The organism is Nibrella viscosa, assembly GCF_039541875.1.
GTDB lineage: Bacteria > Bacteroidota > Bacteroidia > Cytophagales > Spirosomataceae > Nibrella > Nibrella viscosa.
This window is the reverse complement of sequence record NZ_BAABHB010000007.1, coordinates 75,029-92,054: the sequence shown is the minus strand read 5'-3', so window position 1 is coordinate 92,054 and position 17,026 is coordinate 75,029. Positions and strand designations below refer to the sequence as shown.

Sequence of the window (17,026 nt, the reverse complement as noted above, 5' to 3'; positions counted from 1 at the left end):
ATAGCAATACTTAACGGCAAGGGCAATACCTGTCAATGCCTATCAATAAAAACATAGTTAACGGAAAATGACCAGGTCTTTGCGGATAATTTTTATGGGTACGCCTGAGTTTGCCGTCGCCAGTCTGCAACGGCTGCTCAATGCCGGCTGTCAGGTGGTGGCCGTGGTAACGGCTCCCGACCGGCCGTCGGGCCGGGGGTTGCAGGTGATTGCCTCGCCGGTAAAGAAAGCCGCCGAAGCCGCCGGGCTGCCGGTGCTACAACCCGAAAAATTACGTGATCCGGCCTTTCTCGAGCAGCTGCGTAGTTTTCAGGCCGACCTTCAGGTGGTAGTGGCCTTCCGGATGCTGCCTGAGGTGGTCTGGGCTATGCCAACCATCGGCACATTTAATCTCCACGCATCGTTGCTGCCGCAATACCGGGGAGCGGCTCCGATCAACTGGGCCATTATCAACGGCGAAACGGAGACCGGCGTTACCACCTTTTTTATCGAGAAAGAGATCGATACCGGCCAGATGATCTTTCAGGACACGGAGCCTGTTTACCCCGACGATACCGCCGGCACACTGCACGACCGGCTGATGGAAAAAGGTGCCGATCTGGTGCTGAAAACTGTTCGGGCTATCGAAGCGGGAGACTATCCCCGCACCCCGCAACCGACCGCCACCGACCTGAAACCAGCCCCGAAACTTCACCGGGAGACCTGTGAAGTAAACTGGAACCAGCCCGCCGAAGTTGTCCGGAATTTCGTACGTGGCTTATCGCCTTATCCAACGGCCTGGACGACGCTCAACGGCAAATTCTATAAACTTTACAACGTGAGCGTAGCCGCAAACCGCCTGGGTGCGTTTTCTCCCGGTACGATTGATACCGACAACAAAACATACATCAATATTGCCGTCGCCGACGGCTGGATCTCCATCGACGAGCTTCAGGCTGAAGGCAAACGCCGGATGACGGTGGAGGAGTTTTTGCGGGGAAACCACCTGTAAAACGGACCGGGACGCCGGTGCAATTGTACTCCGTTTAATCGTTCCAATCCGGCTGTTAACTATCCTGCAGATAATGTCAATCCTGCAACGGACTAAAAACGCATCAGCGTACGAAATCGTTTTACAGGACCGATCCTGTTGTCAGCCGTCCTGGCAGTCAATTTTAAGTCTTCTAACGGATTGCAAATCCGTTTTACATGTATGAAAATTAGCCTCATCGCAGCTGTAGCCCAGAACGGCGTTATCGGCCAAAGTAACCCAGACGGTGGGCCCGATATGCCTTGGCACCTACCCGACGATTTTCGCTTTTTTAAGCAGAAAACCAGCCACCACCCGGTTATTATGGGGCGTCGGACCCTACAGGCTCTGGGCAAACCACTGCCCAACCGGACGAATATTGTCATTACCCGCAGTAACGACTTTCAGGCCGATGGTTGTGTGGTCGTTCACTCGCTGGACGACGCTCTGGCCGAAGCCCGCCAGGTGGAGCAAAACGAAATCTTTATCATTGGCGGTGGAGAAATTTATAACATGGCAATGCCCGCAGCCACCACACTGTACCTGACCGAGATTGACAAAGCTTTCGAGGGAGATACCCGCTTCCCGGAATTTGATAAGTCTGCGTGGGAAGAAGTGGAGCGCCGGCACCACCCCGCCGACGACCGCCACGAGGCCGCATTTGATTTTGTGACGTACGAAAGACGGCGTGGTATTTCCTGATTTACTCGCTCCGTAAGGCGTGAACAGGATTCAGTAAAGCCGCTTTGATACTCTGAAGGCTTACGGTGATTAGGGCAATACTGACCGCCAGCAGGCCCGAAGTTACAAATACCCACCAGGCCATATCAACCTTATATGCAAAGCCTTGCAGCCATTGATGCATGGTGCACCAGGCAATGGGTGAGGCTATCAGAATAGCGATCAGTACCAGGATCAGGAAGTCGCGGCTGAGCATTGCGACGATACTTAGTACAGAAGCGCCCAGCACTTTCCGAATCCCAATTTCTTTGGTCCGTTGCACCACAGCTATAGAAACCAGTCCGTACAAGCCCAGGCAGCAAATCAGGATGGCGATACCGGTGAAGACGTTGACGAGCCGGTTGACCAGGTTTTCTGTTTCGTAGAATGTTGCTACCTGCTCGTCCAGAAACCGGTACTCGAATACCTCATTCGGGTAGAACTGCTGCCATGTCCGGCGAATGCGCCGGAGCGTTTGGCTCGGGTTTTTTCCGGAAATGCGGATACCGGCCCGTTCGTACCAGTCGGCGCGGCTGGCGATGATGCAGGGGCCAATTTCTTCCCGTAGCGATTTCTGATGAAAGTCTTTGACTACCCCCACAATCGGCAATGGAACCGGCGAGAGGTAATGCTGTAACCGCCTGCCCAAGACCTGCTGCGGGTTCTGAAAGCCGAGTTTGTGGAGCAGTGTTTCGTTGATCAGGTATTCGCGGATGGTGTCGCTGGGCATGATGTTACGGCCCGCCAGTAAATGCATGCCGTAGGTGGTCAGGTAATCGGCATCGGCCAGGCGCTCGCGAATGGGGTAGGGTTCCCAGTCGGCCTTTCCGTCAAACTTAAACGACCCGCCGAACAACTGATCGCTGGCCGGCGGCCGGTGGTGCAGACTCACCGCCTGAACATCGGCATATTGCGCGAGTTTCTGCTTGAACGCATCCTGGGCTGGTTTGGTGTTGTAGGGCAGCGGAACAACTACAACGTTGTCTTTCCGAAATCCCAAATCGGCCTGCTGGATATAGCGCATCTGGTTTGCCACGATAAACGAACCAAGAATAAGCACCTGACATACGGCAAACTGCACCACCACCAGCACCCGCCTGACCGTAAAGCCATGTCCCGACGGGGCGATAAGCTTACCCCGTAGTGCAGCCCACGGCGAAAAGCCGGACAATACCACCGCCGGATACCCACCCGCCAGCAGAATGACACTGAGCAGCAGCATGGAAATAAAGGCAACAAGTAGTGCATCAAACCGAAGAGTCAGGGTTAACTGAAGCCAGTTGTTGAACAACGGCAGCAGGGCCACCACCAGGAGCAGCGCCAGCGCGGTAGCCGTCCCGCTAATCAGCGCCGTTTCCAGCAGGAACTGCAAAATCAGTTGAATCCGTGAGCTACCCAGCGTTTTGCGTACGCCGACTTCTTTGCTGCGTCGGAGTGCCTGCACCGTAGCCAGGTTGACAAAGTTAATACAGGCTGCGCCAATCAGCAGCAGGCCAACAATACCCAGCGACCAGAGCAGCGACGAGCGGATAGCGCCACCGCCCCGCTGCACATCAAAGTGAAACTCGCGCATGGGTTGCACCTGAAACCGGAATATAGTGGCCATCTCGCCATAATGCTTCTTCGATAAGGCAGGTAGCGCCTGCTGGAGACTGGCTGCAGTGCCGGGGTCTTTCAGTGTAAAATAGAGCCGATGGGAGCTGGTGAGGAAATACCAGTCGGATGGGTTGAAGTCCGGAAAGAGCCGGTGCATGGTGGACAATGAGATAAACAGGCTGATGTCGGTGTCGGTCGTCGGGGGAGGGTCGGCCAGAATACCCGTGACTGTCGCACTGACCTTATTGTTGAGAGTTAACACCTGCCCCATCGGATTGGCGGTCCCGAAATACCGTTTCGCCCAAGATTCCGTCAGTACAACTGTATTGGGTTGGCGAAGGGCTGTTCTGGGGTTTCCCTGCAGCCAGGTATAGCTCATGACAGCAAACCACTCCGGCTCTGCCAGGGCTGTTCCTTTGTGTTCCCGGAAACGCACGGGTTCTCGTTGGTCCGGTCGCTGGACACTAACAGTCAGGTCCCGGTTCATCATCAGGAAAGCCGCCTGCTCTACCTGTGGGTACTCTGTACGCAACACCTGCGCCAGGGGCGGGGGCGCTTCGGGATTGTACTCAATGGAGCCGTCTTCGAGGTGCAGATCGGTGTTGATTCGGAAGATACGGTCGAAGTTAACGTGGTGCCGGTCGGTGCTGAGGTGATGCCGCAGAAAGAGAAATAGCAGCAATCCGCCGGCAATACCTACCGATAATCCGACCGTGTTCAGCAGCGTATAGGTGCGTTGCTTCCATAGGCTCCGCCAGGCTGTTGTGAGGTAGTTATGCAGCATATTGTCGCACTTTTTGGTTATCTTTAAGAACCGGAAACACTCATGCTATGGAAGCTGTCGCCCAAACTCCTACCGACTTCGAAGAGGAAAAAATGTCAAGTTACAATCATGCCGAACTACAGAGCCGACTGGCATTTCTACTAATGTCTGCTTACCGCCAGCAGTATAGTATTTTAACCGAACTTGATTTTGAGTTTGCTTCTGGTAAAACCCGCCCTGACCTGAGCATCTTGCCGAAACGCAAAGCCGATTGGCTGGCCGACGAAATTGTTGTTCAGGATATACCCCTGACCACGATTGAAATCTTCTCGCCCGAACAGAGCCTGAACAGCTTAACCGAGCGTATTTATAAAAAGCATTTCCCGGCCGGCGTCAAATCGGTCTGGCTGGTGGTCCCCACCGTGCAGACGGTTTCCATTCTCCTGCCTGACAAACGGCAGATGAATTTTGCTGACGGTGTGGTAAATGACCCCGTAACCGGCATTCAGCTTAACCTAAGCGATATATTTGAAGGGTAATCGCCCATAACTGATAATTCTGCCACACAACAAGTCCGTATCCTGATTCGGTGATCAAGATACGGACTTGGTTTATGCAGAGGCTGTTAATAATTGTTAAGCCTTGTTTGCGGCTATTCGGTACGGAGGGACTTCACCGGGTCAAGTAAAGCGGCTTTGAGGGCCAATTAAATCGGGCAAAAATAGGTTAGCGGCATCGGCCGTTCGACCCTCCGGGGCAACGGTGATTCTAAAGGACTCGGCCTTTCTATTAACTGTCAGCTCCTCCGGAGCAAGTTTGGGCATATTGAAGAGGTGGCCGCTTCAACCCGTACCGCTTCGGGGCGAATAAACTGACTATAGTTGCCCAGCGCCCAGAGCATTTTAGAAGGATAATACCGGCCGTCTGTTTTGTTTTTATCCACATAAACCAGGCCGTCTTTGTAGTTATACGCCGATAACGCCAGCCACCAATAAGGTATGCTATGCTTTTAGATAGTATAGTCCTTTATGATTTTTCCCATAGTCGGCGGTCGATAACAAACGGTTTACTCTCGATAATCTTTATTTGTTCAAATAATGCGTGGGCCGGATGCAACAGGTAGTTCAGCGACTCAGTGACCACCGCCGATGGAACCCCCACCGCCAAAACATCGGGAAACATCAGCCAAGGTGTCATTAGCTGGTGGTTGTCTCCAAAGGCTGCTTCGTCCCGCCACGTAGCGGGTAAGTCTGCTTCTGTCAGCACACGCCGATTGTCGGGCACAGTCAGCGTCAACAGCACCAGCCGGGGTAAATCTTCGTAGGGCAAGGTAGGCAGGTGCACTAATTGTTCCAGCAGGGCCAGTTCAGGACTGGTAGACGTATAGAGAATGCCCTGGCCGGCCGGATGCCAACGGCCACTGTTGTGTCGGGCGCCCTCGGTCGACAAGGGAGTGGCGGAAAACCGCTCCTTCACTAACCGGTAAAGTCGTAATGGAGATCCTTCGGTGGTCATCCGGCTTCAGGCGTAGATACCGTGTTCAATACGGCTCAGTACCTGGTGGACCAGCGCGAAACCGATGGTTGTATCTAAAAATTCCAGGGGAGCTTGACGGCGCAGTTCAGGCAATGGTATCCTTAGCCAACGGCCCAGTACCTCGGCACGGCCATCGAACACCGCGAGCCCATGAGCCAGAAGATTCTCCAGCAGCAGCAACCGTTCCGATGCACCTGAAGCGAGCCGAGCCTGTGGTTGAAGCCGGTGAAGGGTTCGCTCCGAGATGCCTAAAATGTGGGCCATGTCGCGATCGGTGAGTGATACCGGACGGGCCACCTCGTCTACGCGGAGTCGCAACACGCCTTGACGGGCTTGATCTACCAGTTCGAAGCTGGTTTCTGATCCAATATTATCGGTGAGCAGTTCCATAAGCCGGCAATCTTGTCACTAAGATACCTGACAAATGGCATACACGCAAGCAGATAAGTCAGGAATCACGGATAGCTTCTAATTTACTTACTGATGTTACGCAGCCTTAGCTAATAGAGTAGATTGATTTTTGAGACTGTTTAAGTCTCGCAAAGCCAATTTCATCGCATCCAGCGTTAGCGAACTTTTCAAAGCAAAATGATTTTTGGCTGTCGAAAACCGCAGGACTTCCCACTTAACAAAGGCCAGCATGAATAGAAAAAGATGATTGCTCTGTGAGCGAACCGTGTAAGCCGCAGAGCGGGAATACCCCGTGTTTGGTCTCAGTGTCGAAGACAACAAGGATCTGTACGAGGTATGTAATCACATCGGCAACCTGAAGCATACTATGTCAACAAGAGCCTTTACGAGAAGTCTTCAGATTGTATTTGCTCTGTCGTTAGTAGGACAACGTATTGAGGTAATCCGTAAGCTATTCGGTAAGTAATTGCGGACACCCCACACAACGCTCGCGATTCTCTTAACTGCATAGTAAGTTTAATGATCTTTTGTCGTTATGGGCGGGTGTGAAAACTATTGTAAGATGTCGTATGTTTGCATAGTAACACACTGATAAACAATGGGTAAAAGACTGACATTGGAAAGTAAAGTTTCCAGACGAATCGCTCGTAAAAGCGGCAATGTCTTCTTACGAGATGACTTTAAAGACTTGGGCGATTATGACCAGGTTGGCCGCGTGCTGAAGAGACTGGCTGACAAGGGTAACATTGTCCGAATTGGCTATGGTCTTTATGCAAAAGCGAAAGTATCAGCGCTGACAGGGGAAATCGTGCCTGTCTCAACGTTACCTAACCTGGGCAAGGCAGCATTACGTCGGCTAAAAGTCAAAACGGCTCCCTCATCGGCCGAATTAGCGTACCAGGCCGGTCAGTCAACGCAGGTGCCGACCGGTCGGCTGATTGGCGTTAAAAGGCGGGTTAGCCGAAAGATTGGTTACAAAGGCGCTTACCTAAAATACGAGTATGTCGCTTGACAGGGCACTGGTAGAGGAGGTTGCTCTGAATATAGGTATCAGTGAAGCCTTTGTTGAAAAGGATTGGCATGTGACTCAAGTAATCAAGTTACTAGTCGAAAATCCACATCCTGATTTTGCAATTGTCTTCACGGGGGCTCTTCCCTTTCCAAAGCACACAAGCTGATTGAGAGATTCTCGGAAGACATTGACTTCAGGCTCATTACACCGAGTCTCCAGAGGCAGAGTGGTTCGCAAGTTCGGAAAGCGTTATCGGCGTTTAAAGAACATATAACTGGCTCGCTGACCCAGACGTATGAGTTACTTAAGGCAGATGCAAGGGATAATAATCGGCACATCATGATTGATTTGACCTATCCTACTGTCTGCGAGCCAGCTCAATCACTGCGGCCACACATCAAGCTTGAATTTACTTTAGCCGACCTGCATTTACCGAGTATTGACCTGCCGGTTTCTTCCTTCATCAACCAGATAGCAGGTTAGGCAGCAGAAGTGAACCGCATTTCCGGAGGAGTATGTGCGGTTCGTCAACGGAATGTCCTACGCTCAGGATACGGTTGTTCCTTCTTACGGTGAAGCTTTGGCTAAGGTGAAGCTATTGACAGACGCAGTGCAACAAATTTTATAATGTCTTACTTTGATCGATTTATTGCTAAGCGAATCTTGGACTGCATGTTAGTCTGTTCCTGGTCCAAATGTATACCGGCTGGCATAGCCTAGCCCCAGCCCCACACAGGTTCCTCGGCGGCAGCTAACACCCCTGGTCATCCGGAATGCCTGGGTTCGATCAGATCCCACAGATTACCGTATAAGTCCGCAAATACCGCTACGGTACCATAAGGCTCCTCCGACGGTTCCCGTACAATCTGAACGCCGTTGGCCAGCAGGTTTTGGTAGTCCCGCCAGAAGTCGTCGGTATGCAGAAACAGGAACACACGTCCGCCGGTTTGATTGCCTACCCGTGTTTGTTGTTGCTCCGTAGCGGCTTTAGCCAACAGCAGCGCACACTCCTCAGCACCGGGTGGGGCTACCCGTACCCACCGCTTGGTCTCACTCAGGACGGTGTCCTCCAGAAGGACAAATTTGAGCTTTTGGGTGTAAAAGCGGATGGCTTCATCGTAATCATCGACGACTAAGCTGAGTTGGACAATGCGTTGTTTCATAGTTGCTATTCCGAACGAAGGCTTTTCACCGGGTTCATCAAAGCCGCCTTCACGCTCTGGAAGGAGACCGTTAAGAGGGCAATCAATACCGCCAGCAGACCGGCGAGAGCAAATATCCACCAGTCGAGGTTGATGCGGTAGGCGAAGGTTTGCAGCCACTGCTGCATGGCGTACCAGGCAATGGGCGTTGCGATGCCGATGGCGACGAGAACCAGTTTCAGGAAGTCGCGGTTCAGCAGTGAGACGAGGTTCAGGACAGAAGCGCCCAGCACTTTGCGTATACCAATCTCTTTGGTACGCTGTTCGGCGGTAAAGGTGGCTAAGCCGAACAGGCCCAGACAGGCTACCAGAATAGCCAGGCTGGTAAAGAGGGTAAAAATGCGCTGAAACTGGCGCTCGGCCCGGTATTGCTCATCGAACTTCTGGTCCAGGAAGAAGTACTCGAACGGGCTCGCAGGGTAGAGCTGTTTCCAGATTTGATGAAGTCGTTCCAGGGTGGCGGGGAGTTGCTGCGTTCCCAGCTTCACCGACAAGTAGGCCATTTGGGTGGCGGGTGGGCACATATACAGCATCGGACGGGTCGGTAGCTTCAGCGACTCAATATGAAAATCGTCGACTACCCCGATGATACGCATGCCATTTTCCCGGCTGGTGTTGCCACTGCCAAACACAATTGACTCCCCAACGGCGGCTTCGGGCGACGGAAAGCCCAAAGCTGTTAACGCAGCCCGGTTAATGATGTATTGATTGCGCCATTGCGGCTGGTTGGCTTCAAAACCCCGGCCCGCCAGTTGCCGGACGCCGTAGGTACGCATAAACTGCTCATCGACGTTGACGAAGTAGAACGTCTGCTTATTCCCGGTGATACGTTTTTTCCAGAATACGCCTTCACTGGTACCCCCAATGGCGTTGAGCCCTTCGCCCGGCACGACCGACGAAGCCGCCATACGCTGTACGTGCGGCACCTTAGCCACCTCCGTCCTGAACACCTCGTATTTGTTGCGGTAAACAGAATCCTGCCGGTAATCGAAGCGGGGGGCTTTCAGCACCAGCATCTGGTCGATGGAAATACCTAAATCATGGTTTAGCAGGAAATCAAGCTGGCGGACGATTGTAACCGTGGCTGCCAGCAGCACAACCGTACAGACCAGTTGGAAAACGACCAGCGACTTGCGCAGCACCAACCCTTTGCCGAAGCGACTAACCGAACCCCTCAGCATACTCATTGGCTCGTAACCCGACAGCACCACCGCCGGATAAAAGCCTGACCCCAGCACGCTGATGGTAAACAGTCCTGCCAGTGCCAGGGGGTTGGTTGATTGGTTTAATGGTTTATTGGTTAACTGGTTGAAGGTGGGGCCGGCTAGCTGCACGAGGGTGAGGGCCAGGCCGATGGCCAGCAGATTGACCACGACGGCTTCGCCAAGAAATTGCCCCATCACTTGTCGGCGGTTGGCACCAATGGCTTTGCGTAAACCCACTTCTTTAGCCCGCTCCATGGCCCGGGCGGTAGTCAGGTTGCTGTAGTTAATCCAGGCAATCCCTAAAATAAACGCAGCAATCAGCAGCAGGAAGTACACAATGCGGGCGCTGCCGTTGGTTTCGTGCTCATACGTCAGGTCCGAGCGCAGGTGAATATCGGTAAGCTGCTGCATGTTCAGCACCATATGGCTCTTGTTCAGGTAGCGCTTGCTGAGTTCGGTCAGCTTGGCCCGAACCAATGCCGGGTTGGCCTGCGGATGCAGTTGGATATAGTTGTAATCCCAGTAGTTCTCCCAGTTGTCTTTATGTCCCTGACTATACAGCGTCTGGTACGGCAGCAGCATCTCGAATTTAAAATGCGTATTGAGCGGCACATCCTCGATAACGGCAGCTACCGTATGTGGGCTGGAGAACCAGCCGCCCACCAGTTGTAGCGTTTGCCCTACCGGATTGGTCTCACCAAAATACTTCTTTGCCACCGAAGCGGTTAAAACCACATTTCCAGGCTTAGCCAGCCCATGCATGGCATTTCCAGCCAGCACCCGATATGGAAACATGCGCAGAAAGGCAGGCTCAACCGCATAGGCTTTGCTCTGGGCGTAGGGCGTCTGATTCCGAATAACTGTCAGTTCCCCGGCGCTATACACGCGGGTATAGTCGGCCACCTCGGGCAATTCAGCTTTCAGGGTCGGGCCAACGGCGCTGTGGGTGTTGGCATCGCGGGTATCCAGTGTGCCGTTGCTGTAATTTTCTACGTAGACGCGCCAGATGTGGTCGGCGTGTGGGCTTTGCCGGTCGTAACTCCGCTCAAACTGCACATACTGGATAATGAGCAGGCAGGCAGCCATACCCACCGCCAATCCGGCAATGGTCACCACCGAGAAGACCTTATGCTTCAACAGGCTGCGGAGGGCGATTTTAAGGTAGTTTTTTAGCATAATGATGCGTGTTGACCGGCTCGCCGGTGTGATGATGAATGATGAATGGGTAGCGCGAAGCTCATTCATCATTCATCATTATGCATTTATCATTCAGAACGAAGTGAAGTAACCGGGTTCATCAGAGCCGCCTTCACGCTTTGGAAGGAAACCGTCAGCAGGGCGATGCCGGTGGCCAGCAGGCCGGTCAGGGCAAACATCCACCATTCAATGCTGATTTTATAGTCGAAATCAGCCAGCCATTTGTCCATGACATAATACGCAATGGGTGAGGCCAGGACCAGTGCCATCAATACCAGTTTCAGGAAGTCGACCGAGAATAGGCTGAAGATATGAGCGGTAGTGGCACCCAGCACTTTCCGGATGCCGACCTCCTTGGTGCGCGATTCGGCCATGAGGGCAACGACACCGTACAGGCCCAGGCAACCGATGAAAATGGCAATACCAGCCAGCAATCGGAAGATGGAATACATCCGTTCTTCACCCTGGTAAAAGTTAGCCAGCGTTTGGTCCAGAAATTCGTATTTAAACAGAAAATCGGGGAAGGTGGCCATCCACGTTTTTTCAACCGAAGCCATTAACTGACTGATACCGGCGGTGCCGCCCTGTCCGGCAAATTTGATGCCGGCCAGGTTATAGGCGTTGCGGTGGGTAGCCAGCACGCAGGGATCAGTCTTCCGGTGGAGGGAGAAGGTGTTGAAATCCCTGACCACCCCAACAATCGGCATTTTTGGATTGCCGCCCACCGAGATCAATCGGCCGATCGCCTGCTGCGGGTCATTCAGGCCTACCTTATGCAGCAGCGTTTCGTTGATGATGGCCTCGCGCATGGTATCGGCGGGCTGAAAGTTACGGCCCGCCAGCAATTTCATGCCGTACGTGCTGATATAGGCGGTGTCCGCCGGGCGCATAACCACCCCGAAGTCGCTGGGCTTTTCGGCATTCTCGAACTGAAAGCTTGTCCACCAGTTGCCGTTTGCCGAAGGTGCCGACATACCATAGCTTACGGACTCCACACCGGGAATGGCCGCCAGTTGGTTACGAAAAACTTCCAGTTGGCCGGGCTTTTTCTCGGGAATGGGTACGGTCAGGATCGCGTCTTTGCGGAAGCCAATATCCGCCGACCGGAAATATTCCATCTGGTTATAGGCCACAATGGTTCCGATAATCAGCATCTGCGAAATGGTAAACTGCAGCACAATCAGGCTCCGCCGTAAGGTAAGGTGACCGCTGCCTACTACGCGAACCTTACTCTTCAGCGCCTGCACCGGCTGATAGCCTGATAAGACCAGGGCCGGGTAAAAACCAGCCAGTACGGTTGTTACCATGCCCAGCAGCAGTAGAAAACCAACAACCTCCTGATTCGCAAAAAGAGAGAATGTCAGTTGAATTTTCAGCAAATCGGCCAGGAATGGTACGCTGAAGTAGGCAATGACCAGGGCCAGTACAATGGAGATACCTGTCAGGAAACCGGTTTCACCCAGGAACTGCCGGACTAACTGCATCCGTGAACTACCGAGCACTTTCCGGACACCCACTTCCTTGGCCCGCCGGATAGCCTGCGCCGTTGCCAGATTGACGAAGTTGATGCAGGCGGTAATTAGCAGAAACAGGCCAATTAGCCCCATTGCCCAGATCATTCGCCGGCTCACGGTACGATCACTATAGGTACTGATCTCCGGGTTGAAATGCAGGTCGCTCAAAGGTTGTAGCTCATACCGCTGCCGCTGGGCATCCTCGGCGGGAAGGTATTTTTTGGTAAACGCCACCAGTTGCCGCTCCAGTTGCGCCGGGTCTCGGGATACCTTCAGGTAAATCTGGACACCGCTGGAGTTTGACTGCCAGTCGTCCCAGCCGGTATTAGCTCCAAACTCCTTCAGCGACGCAAAGGATAGCAGGATACCGAAAGGCAGGTCCGTTGTTACCGGTGGAGTTTTCACTAGGCCCGTTACCACAAAATCCATTTTGTTCCGAACTCTGATGATTTTGCCGATTGGGCTGGCCGTGCCGAAATACTTCTCTGCCATTGTTTCCGTCAGCACTACCGTGTTTGGATTAACCAACGCCGTAGCCGGATTACCCTGTACCCATTGGTAGCTGAACAGCCGGAAGTACTCCGGCTCCACAAAGGCCATGGTGCCCCTTGGCTCCTCAAACCGACGCAGCCCACCCGGTGCCTGCGGGGCGTTGGTGGCTACCAGCGTTTCCCGCAGGTCACTAATCATGGTCAGATCCTGCTGCATCTCCGGAAAATCGGTACGCAGAGCCGCCAGCGCCGGCAGCGGCATACCCGAGTTATAGCCTTCACCTTCCGATGTTTTTACGTGCGTGACAATGCGGTAGAGCTGGTCGGCGCTGGCATGGTGCCGGTCGTAGCTTAATTCATACCGAATGACCAGGAAAAGCAGCAGGCAGCAGGCTAGTCCGAAAGTGAGGCCTACCACGTTGATGAGGCTATAGCTCCAGTTGCGCTTCAGCGCCCGAAAGGCAGTGGTGAGATAGTTGCGAAGCATGTTGGTTAACGATATATTTGATGTAGATAGCGTTACGAATTATGTATATTCCTTCGGCATCCGGACTTCCGCTGACTTATGAGGAAATGAGTGTTTATGGCCCAAAAGCGCATCAGCGGGTCATATCCAAACTCAACTCCGGACTGGGTCCACTATTCTATAAAGAAGGCACTATCCGCCTGGAACCACTCCCCGAAACCATGCTTGATGAGAGCCAGGCGAGTCCGGTTCCCGATTTAATCCTTTACGACAACGACGCCCGCCAAACCCCCATCATTGTTGAAATCTGCCATACCGAGGGTTTGAAACGTGACCTCAAAAAAGTCATTCAACTCATTGATCAGGATGACTACGGCATTCTGGAAGGCTTCGTATACGATTACATTGCCTTCCAATGGTTCCGCTACCGCAAAGGCGACGGCGGCCTGGTTACCGAAACATCATTCTCCGAGGTGCTTCAACTTGATTTGAATGGGTTTTTATAGGGGAGGAAGGGGCTCAGAATTCTCTCCTCCCTAACCCTTTCTTCCTCCCTCACTCCGTCTTTAAACGCTTCACCGGGTCCATCAAGAAGGACGATTTTGAGGTGATTTCTGAACATAGCGTTGTTGTACGGGTCATCGTCCCGATGGCCTAGCCGTTAGGCTAAAGAGGATGGCAAGTTTTTAGCCAGGGAGCCTAACCGCTATCGCGGCTGGGTCAGCGGGACCGGTGCGCCGGACCCGTACATGGCTTACATATTCTTAACCGGCAAACCCAAACTCTTCTCGGTCTCTTCAATAAGCCGCTGCTTTTCTTTTTCGGTTTTGCCCTGCGCATTCACGGTACGCTCAAAAATGAATTGTTCGCCGTCTTTGGTGTACTCGTAATGCATCTTGAGCCGGCCCGATACCGGATCTTCTTCAATGGTTTTGGTGAACGGATTATTGGTGCTGCCAATGCCGGAGGAGGACGAGGCCACCGTACCGTCGTTAACGGTTGTGGTTGTACGCGTATGCTTCACGCTCGTCACCGACTTGGTTTCGGCATAGCCTGCCTCTTTGGAAGCCGGTTTAGCCGCGGTGGCCAAATTGGCATCCGGCTCGCGGTTTTCACGCTGTTTTTTGATAATAACCACATCGTGCCGGGCCTCCACAATGCCTAAAGAATCGATAACCCGGCTGACCAGAGCTTCCTTTTCTTCCTTACTCATGCCTTTTACGTCAAAGGTTCGCTGGTAATGGATTTCTGCCCGGCCTTTCTGCTCCGCATCAACGCGTATCCGTAAGGTCTTTCCGTTGTCGTTAATCTCCTGGTGTAAAGACGACCGCTGCGCTACCGCCGTCAGGCCTGCGCTCAGCAGCAACAGGGTGAGTAAAGTTTTCATGATTGATTGCTGTGTGTTAGTTTGGGTGTTGTTTAAAAGGTTATCACTCCGCCCTTAGGCTCTTCACCGGGTTCATCAGCGCGGCTTTAATGCTCTGGAAGCTGATGGTAAACAGCGCAATCAGCACCGCTAGCGCACCGGCCAGGATGAAGACCCACCAGGGAATACCCGATTGATACGCAAAGTCCTGCATCCATTTGTCCATGGCATACCAGGCAATCGGCGAGGCTATGACAATGGCGATTAGCACCAGTTTCAGAAAGTCTTTGGAGAATAAAGCCACAATATCCGTTGTGGATGCTCCCAGGACTTTCCGCACGCCAATTTCCTTGGTCCGCTGCTCGGCCATGAACATAGAGAGGCCAAACAGCCCCAGGCAGGAGATGAATATGGCGATACCGGCGAAGATACCGAACAAGGTCTGCTGCGTCTGCTCGCGGGCGTACAACTGGCCAAACCGCTGGTCGAGGAACTCGTACGCGAACGGACGCTCGGGGAAGTTCTTCTTCCAGACGGACTCGATATGGGCCAGCGCGTTTGGCAGATTTTTACCGGCTACGTGAACCGATGCCCAGAAAAGCCGCTGCGGGTCAAGGAACATCACAATGGGCGCTACCGTCTGGTGAAGCGATTCGAAATGATAATCTTTGGTTACCCCGATAATCTGCCCCCGGTCGCGACCGTAGCCAAACTGCTTGCCGATGGCATCATTTGGGTCTTTCCAACCCAGCATTTTCACGGCGGTTTCGTTCAGAATGAAGGCCGTTGAATCATCGGTAGGAAATTCGCGGGAGAAGTTCCGGCCGGCAGCCATTTCAATCTGGTACGTCGGGATAAACTCGTAATCGATCGTCAGCGCTTTGATGCCGATATCCGTGGGAGCCATGGTATCGCCTTTCAGCACATACGCGTCCCAGGAATCCAGCAACCGTCCAGACGGAATTCTGGAGGAACGAGCTACATCATTGATGGTGCTGCTTCGTTTAAACTCCTGTTTGAGGGCCTCATAATCACGGGCCGAGTCGGCTCCCATGCGCAGTAGCACAATCTGATCTTTCTGGTAGCCCAGTTTATAATTCTGGATGTACTTCATCTGGTTGTACACCACCGCCGTGCTGATGATGAGCGCCACCGCGATGGCAAACTGCGTCACCACCAGCGTTTGCCGCAGCCGCCCATTCCGAATAGAAGAAGCCACTTTGCCTTTTAACACACTAATCGGCTGGAACGATGTCAGGAAGAAGGCCGGATAGCTGCCGGCGACCAGACCGGTGAGTAGGGTAATGCCAATAAGGGTTAGCAGAAACGTTGGGTCGGCCAGGGCACCAATGGTCAGTTGCTTCTGCGTAAAGTCGTTCAGGAAAGGCAGGAAGATAAGCACCAGAATAAGGGCAATCACCAGCGCAATGGACACCAGCAGCAGCGACTCGCTCAGGAACTGCCCAACCAGCTGATTCCGGATGGCTCCTACTACCTTCCGCATACCGACCTCCCTGGCCCGCGACGACGAACGCGCCGTGGCCAGGTTCATGTAGTTGATACAGGCAATCAGCAAAATGAACAGGCCAATGGCCGAGAACAGGTACACGTACTGAATATCGCCATTCGGCTCAATTTCCGAATCCAGTTGCGAATGCAGGTGAATGTCGGTCAGCTTCATCAGATGCAATACCGAATACGAAGAGGCTTTAACGTTCTGAAACGCCGGTATATGCCGGTCCTGAAACGCCGGAAAGGCCTTCTCCAGGCGGCTGATGTCGTAATTCGGCGGAGTCAGGATAAAGGTCGAGAATGAGTTATTGCCCCAATTGCTGCGCAACCCTTCCGCTCCGTAAACGCGATTATCATTGAGGGTTGAAAAGGAAATCAGAAAGTCAGGATGAAAGTGCGACTGTGCCGGCAACGGCTCAAAAACGCCGGTTACGGTCATGTCAAACTGACTGTCCATCCGAACCGTTTTGCCCACCGGGTTTTCCTTTCCAAAGTATTTCTCCGCCATCGGCCGAGAAAACATAATGGAGAATGGATTGACCAATGCTTTGTCGGGGTTACCGCTGAGTACGTTGACTGTAAATACCTTGAACACGTTCTCTTCGGCAAAGAACATATTCTCCTCGTTAAACGAATGCTCCCCATAGCGCAGCAGGGCGTTGTTTTCCAGCAGCCGCACCACCTGCTCCAGTTCCGGGAAGTCCTGCCGGATGAGCGAACCAAAGGGTGGGGCCGCATGGCCCAGTTTGAGCGATTCGGTGCCGTCTTTGGACAGAAACGTCCGGGCTACCCGGTAAATACGGTCGGCGTTCCGGTGGTGACGGTCGTAACTCAGCTCGTCCTTCACGTATAAGGCAATCAGCAGGAAACAGGCTAAGCCGATAGCGACTCCCACGATATTGATAAAGCTGAACGACTTGTGCTTTAGCAGGTTCCGGAAAGCAATTTTCAGGTAATTACGGAGCATGGTTGCTGTATTATGTGCCTAAAGACACAGCTATTCCCTGAATGTTGCTCAATACTTGT

Annotated in this window: 14 protein-coding genes and 1 pseudogene; 6 read left to right on the top strand and 9 right to left on the bottom strand. The window is 53.0% G+C overall.

Translation table 11 applies throughout. From position 1 onward, the window contains the following. Positions 1-67: 67 nt before the first annotated feature. On the top strand, positions 68-991 hold the full coding sequence (fmt, locus tag ABD931_RS17615; protein ID WP_345269161.1) for a methionyl-tRNA formyltransferase: 924 nt from the start codon (positions 68-70) through the stop codon (positions 989-991). A gap of 201 nt (positions 992-1,192) precedes the next feature. Continuing rightward, positions 1,193-1,711: a dihydrofolate reductase gene (locus ABD931_RS17610; protein WP_345269160.1), complete on the top strand. Its 519-nt coding sequence runs from the start codon at positions 1,193-1,195 to the stop codon at positions 1,709-1,711. A 1-nt stretch (position 1,712) separates the two neighbouring features. Here ABD931_RS17610 and ABD931_RS17605 read toward each other — a convergent pair whose 3' ends face one another. Next, the gene (locus ABD931_RS17605) at positions 1,713-4,109 is read right to left on the bottom strand and encodes an ABC transporter permease (RefSeq protein ID WP_345269159.1); all 2,397 of its coding nucleotides are present in this window, start codon (positions 4,107-4,109) and stop codon (positions 1,713-1,715) included. 47 nt (positions 4,110-4,156) lie between these two features. Between ABD931_RS17605 and ABD931_RS17600 the strand changes: the two genes are divergently transcribed. Then, a complete protein-coding gene (locus ABD931_RS17600; protein WP_345269157.1) occupies positions 4,157-4,627 on the top strand; it encodes a Uma2 family endonuclease in 471 nt (156 codons plus the stop codon). A gap of 487 nt (positions 4,628-5,114) precedes the next feature. Here the strand turns inward: ABD931_RS17600 and ABD931_RS17595 are convergent, their stop codons facing one another. The 3 genes from ABD931_RS17595 to ABD931_RS17585 form a co-directional block, all read right to left on the bottom strand. Next, the gene (locus ABD931_RS17595; protein ID WP_345269156.1) at positions 5,115-5,603 is read right to left on the bottom strand and encodes an RES family NAD+ phosphorylase; all 489 of its coding nucleotides are present in this window, start codon (positions 5,601-5,603) and stop codon (positions 5,115-5,117) included. A gap of 6 nt (positions 5,604-5,609) precedes the next feature. Continuing rightward, positions 5,610-6,014 carry an Xre family toxin-antitoxin system antitoxin gene (locus tag ABD931_RS17590; RefSeq protein WP_345269155.1) on the bottom strand — a complete coding sequence of 135 codons (405 nt, stop codon included), beginning with the start codon at positions 6,012-6,014 and terminating at the stop codon, positions 5,610-5,612. Positions 6,015-6,110: 96 nt separating this feature from the next. Further along, positions 6,111-6,266, bottom strand: a complete 156-nt coding sequence (locus tag ABD931_RS17585; RefSeq protein WP_345269154.1) for a hypothetical protein — start codon at positions 6,264-6,266, stop codon at positions 6,111-6,113. Between the two features lie 367 nt (positions 6,267-6,633). On the opposite strand from ABD931_RS17585, the gene ABD931_RS17580 reads away from it, so the two are divergent. Together ABD931_RS17580 and ABD931_RS29255 are read left to right on the top strand one after the other, a co-directional pair. After that, entirely contained in the window at positions 6,634-7,047 is a 414-nt protein-coding gene (locus tag ABD931_RS17580) for a DUF6088 family protein (RefSeq protein ID WP_345269153.1), read from the top strand. 138 nt (positions 7,048-7,185) lie between these two features. Next, positions 7,186-7,530 (top strand): annotated as a pseudogene (locus tag ABD931_RS29255) (nucleotidyl transferase AbiEii/AbiGii toxin family protein); the annotation flags it as partial. Between the two features lie 281 nt (positions 7,531-7,811). Here the strand turns inward: ABD931_RS29255 and ABD931_RS17575 are convergent. The 3 genes from ABD931_RS17575 to ABD931_RS17565 all read right to left on the bottom strand — a co-directional run bounded on the left by ABD931_RS17575 (position 7,812) and on the right by ABD931_RS17565 (position 13,143). Beyond that, positions 7,812-8,210: a VOC family protein gene (locus ABD931_RS17575; protein WP_345269152.1), complete on the bottom strand. Its 399-nt coding sequence runs from the start codon at positions 8,208-8,210 to the stop codon at positions 7,812-7,814. Between the two features lie 5 nt (positions 8,211-8,215). Further along, positions 8,216-10,630: an ABC transporter permease gene (locus tag ABD931_RS17570; protein ID WP_345269151.1), complete on the bottom strand. Its 2,415-nt coding sequence runs from the start codon at positions 10,628-10,630 to the stop codon at positions 8,216-8,218. Between the two features lie 89 nt (positions 10,631-10,719). Beyond that, positions 10,720-13,143, bottom strand: a complete 2,424-nt coding sequence (locus ABD931_RS17565; RefSeq protein WP_345269150.1) for an ABC transporter permease — start codon at positions 13,141-13,143, stop codon at positions 10,720-10,722. A 41-nt stretch (positions 13,144-13,184) separates the two neighbouring features. Here ABD931_RS17565 and ABD931_RS17560 point away from each other — a divergent pair, with 41 nt between their 5' ends. After that, complete coding sequence (locus ABD931_RS17560) at positions 13,185-13,628, top strand: hypothetical protein (RefSeq protein ID WP_345269149.1); 444 nt, start codon at positions 13,185-13,187, stop codon at positions 13,626-13,628. Positions 13,629-13,876: 248 nt separating this feature from the next. Here ABD931_RS17560 and ABD931_RS17555 read toward each other — a convergent pair whose 3' ends face one another. Both ABD931_RS17555 and ABD931_RS17550 read right to left on the bottom strand, forming a co-directional pair. After that, positions 13,877-14,509 (bottom strand): hypothetical protein, encoded by a 633-nt coding sequence (locus ABD931_RS17555; protein WP_345269148.1) that lies wholly within the window; start codon positions 14,507-14,509, stop codon positions 13,877-13,879. 43 nt (positions 14,510-14,552) lie between these two features. Beyond that, positions 14,553-16,967 carry an ABC transporter permease gene (locus ABD931_RS17550; RefSeq protein WP_345269147.1) on the bottom strand — a complete coding sequence of 805 codons (2,415 nt, stop codon included), beginning with the start codon at positions 16,965-16,967 and terminating at the stop codon, positions 14,553-14,555. Between the last annotated feature and the right edge of the window lie 59 nt (positions 16,968-17,026).

Excerpts from the sequence above, each read along its gene's own strand:
- ABD931_RS17570 (WP_345269151.1), bottom strand. The coding sequence starts at position 10,630 with ATGCTAAAAAACTACCTTAAAATCGCCCTCCGCAGCCTGTTGAAGCAT.
- ABD931_RS17610 (WP_345269160.1), top strand. The coding sequence starts at position 1,193 with ATGAAAATTAGCCTCATCGCAGCTGTAGCCCAGAACGGCGTTATCGGC.
- ABD931_RS17565 (WP_345269150.1), bottom strand. The coding sequence starts at position 13,143 with ATGCTTCGCAACTATCTCACCACTGCCTTTCGGGCGCTGAAGCGCAAC.
- ABD931_RS17560 (WP_345269149.1), top strand. The coding sequence starts at position 13,185 with ATGTATATTCCTTCGGCATCCGGACTTCCGCTGACTTATGAGGAAATG.
- fmt (WP_345269161.1), top strand. The coding sequence starts at position 68 with ATGACCAGGTCTTTGCGGATAATTTTTATGGGTACGCCTGAGTTTGCC.
- ABD931_RS17605 (WP_345269159.1), bottom strand. The coding sequence starts at position 4,109 with ATGCTGCATAACTACCTCACAACAGCCTGGCGGAGCCTATGGAAGCAA.
- ABD931_RS17590 (WP_345269155.1), bottom strand. The coding sequence starts at position 6,014 with ATGGAACTGCTCACCGATAATATTGGATCAGAAACCAGCTTCGAACTG.
- ABD931_RS17555 (WP_345269148.1), bottom strand. The coding sequence starts at position 14,509 with ATGAAAACTTTACTCACCCTGTTGCTGCTGAGCGCAGGCCTGACGGCG.
- ABD931_RS17585 (WP_345269154.1), bottom strand. The coding sequence starts at position 6,266 with ATGCTGGCCTTTGTTAAGTGGGAAGTCCTGCGGTTTTCGACAGCCAAA.
- ABD931_RS17575 (WP_345269152.1), bottom strand. The coding sequence starts at position 8,210 with ATGAAACAACGCATTGTCCAACTCAGCTTAGTCGTCGATGATTACGAT.
- ABD931_RS17600 (WP_345269157.1), top strand. The coding sequence starts at position 4,157 with ATGGAAGCTGTCGCCCAAACTCCTACCGACTTCGAAGAGGAAAAAATG.
- ABD931_RS17550 (WP_345269147.1), bottom strand. The coding sequence starts at position 16,967 with ATGCTCCGTAATTACCTGAAAATTGCTTTCCGGAACCTGCTAAAGCAC.
- ABD931_RS17580 (WP_345269153.1), top strand. The coding sequence starts at position 6,634 with ATGGGTAAAAGACTGACATTGGAAAGTAAAGTTTCCAGACGAATCGCT.
- ABD931_RS17595 (WP_345269156.1), bottom strand. The coding sequence starts at position 5,603 with ATGACCACCGAAGGATCTCCATTACGACTTTACCGGTTAGTGAAGGAG.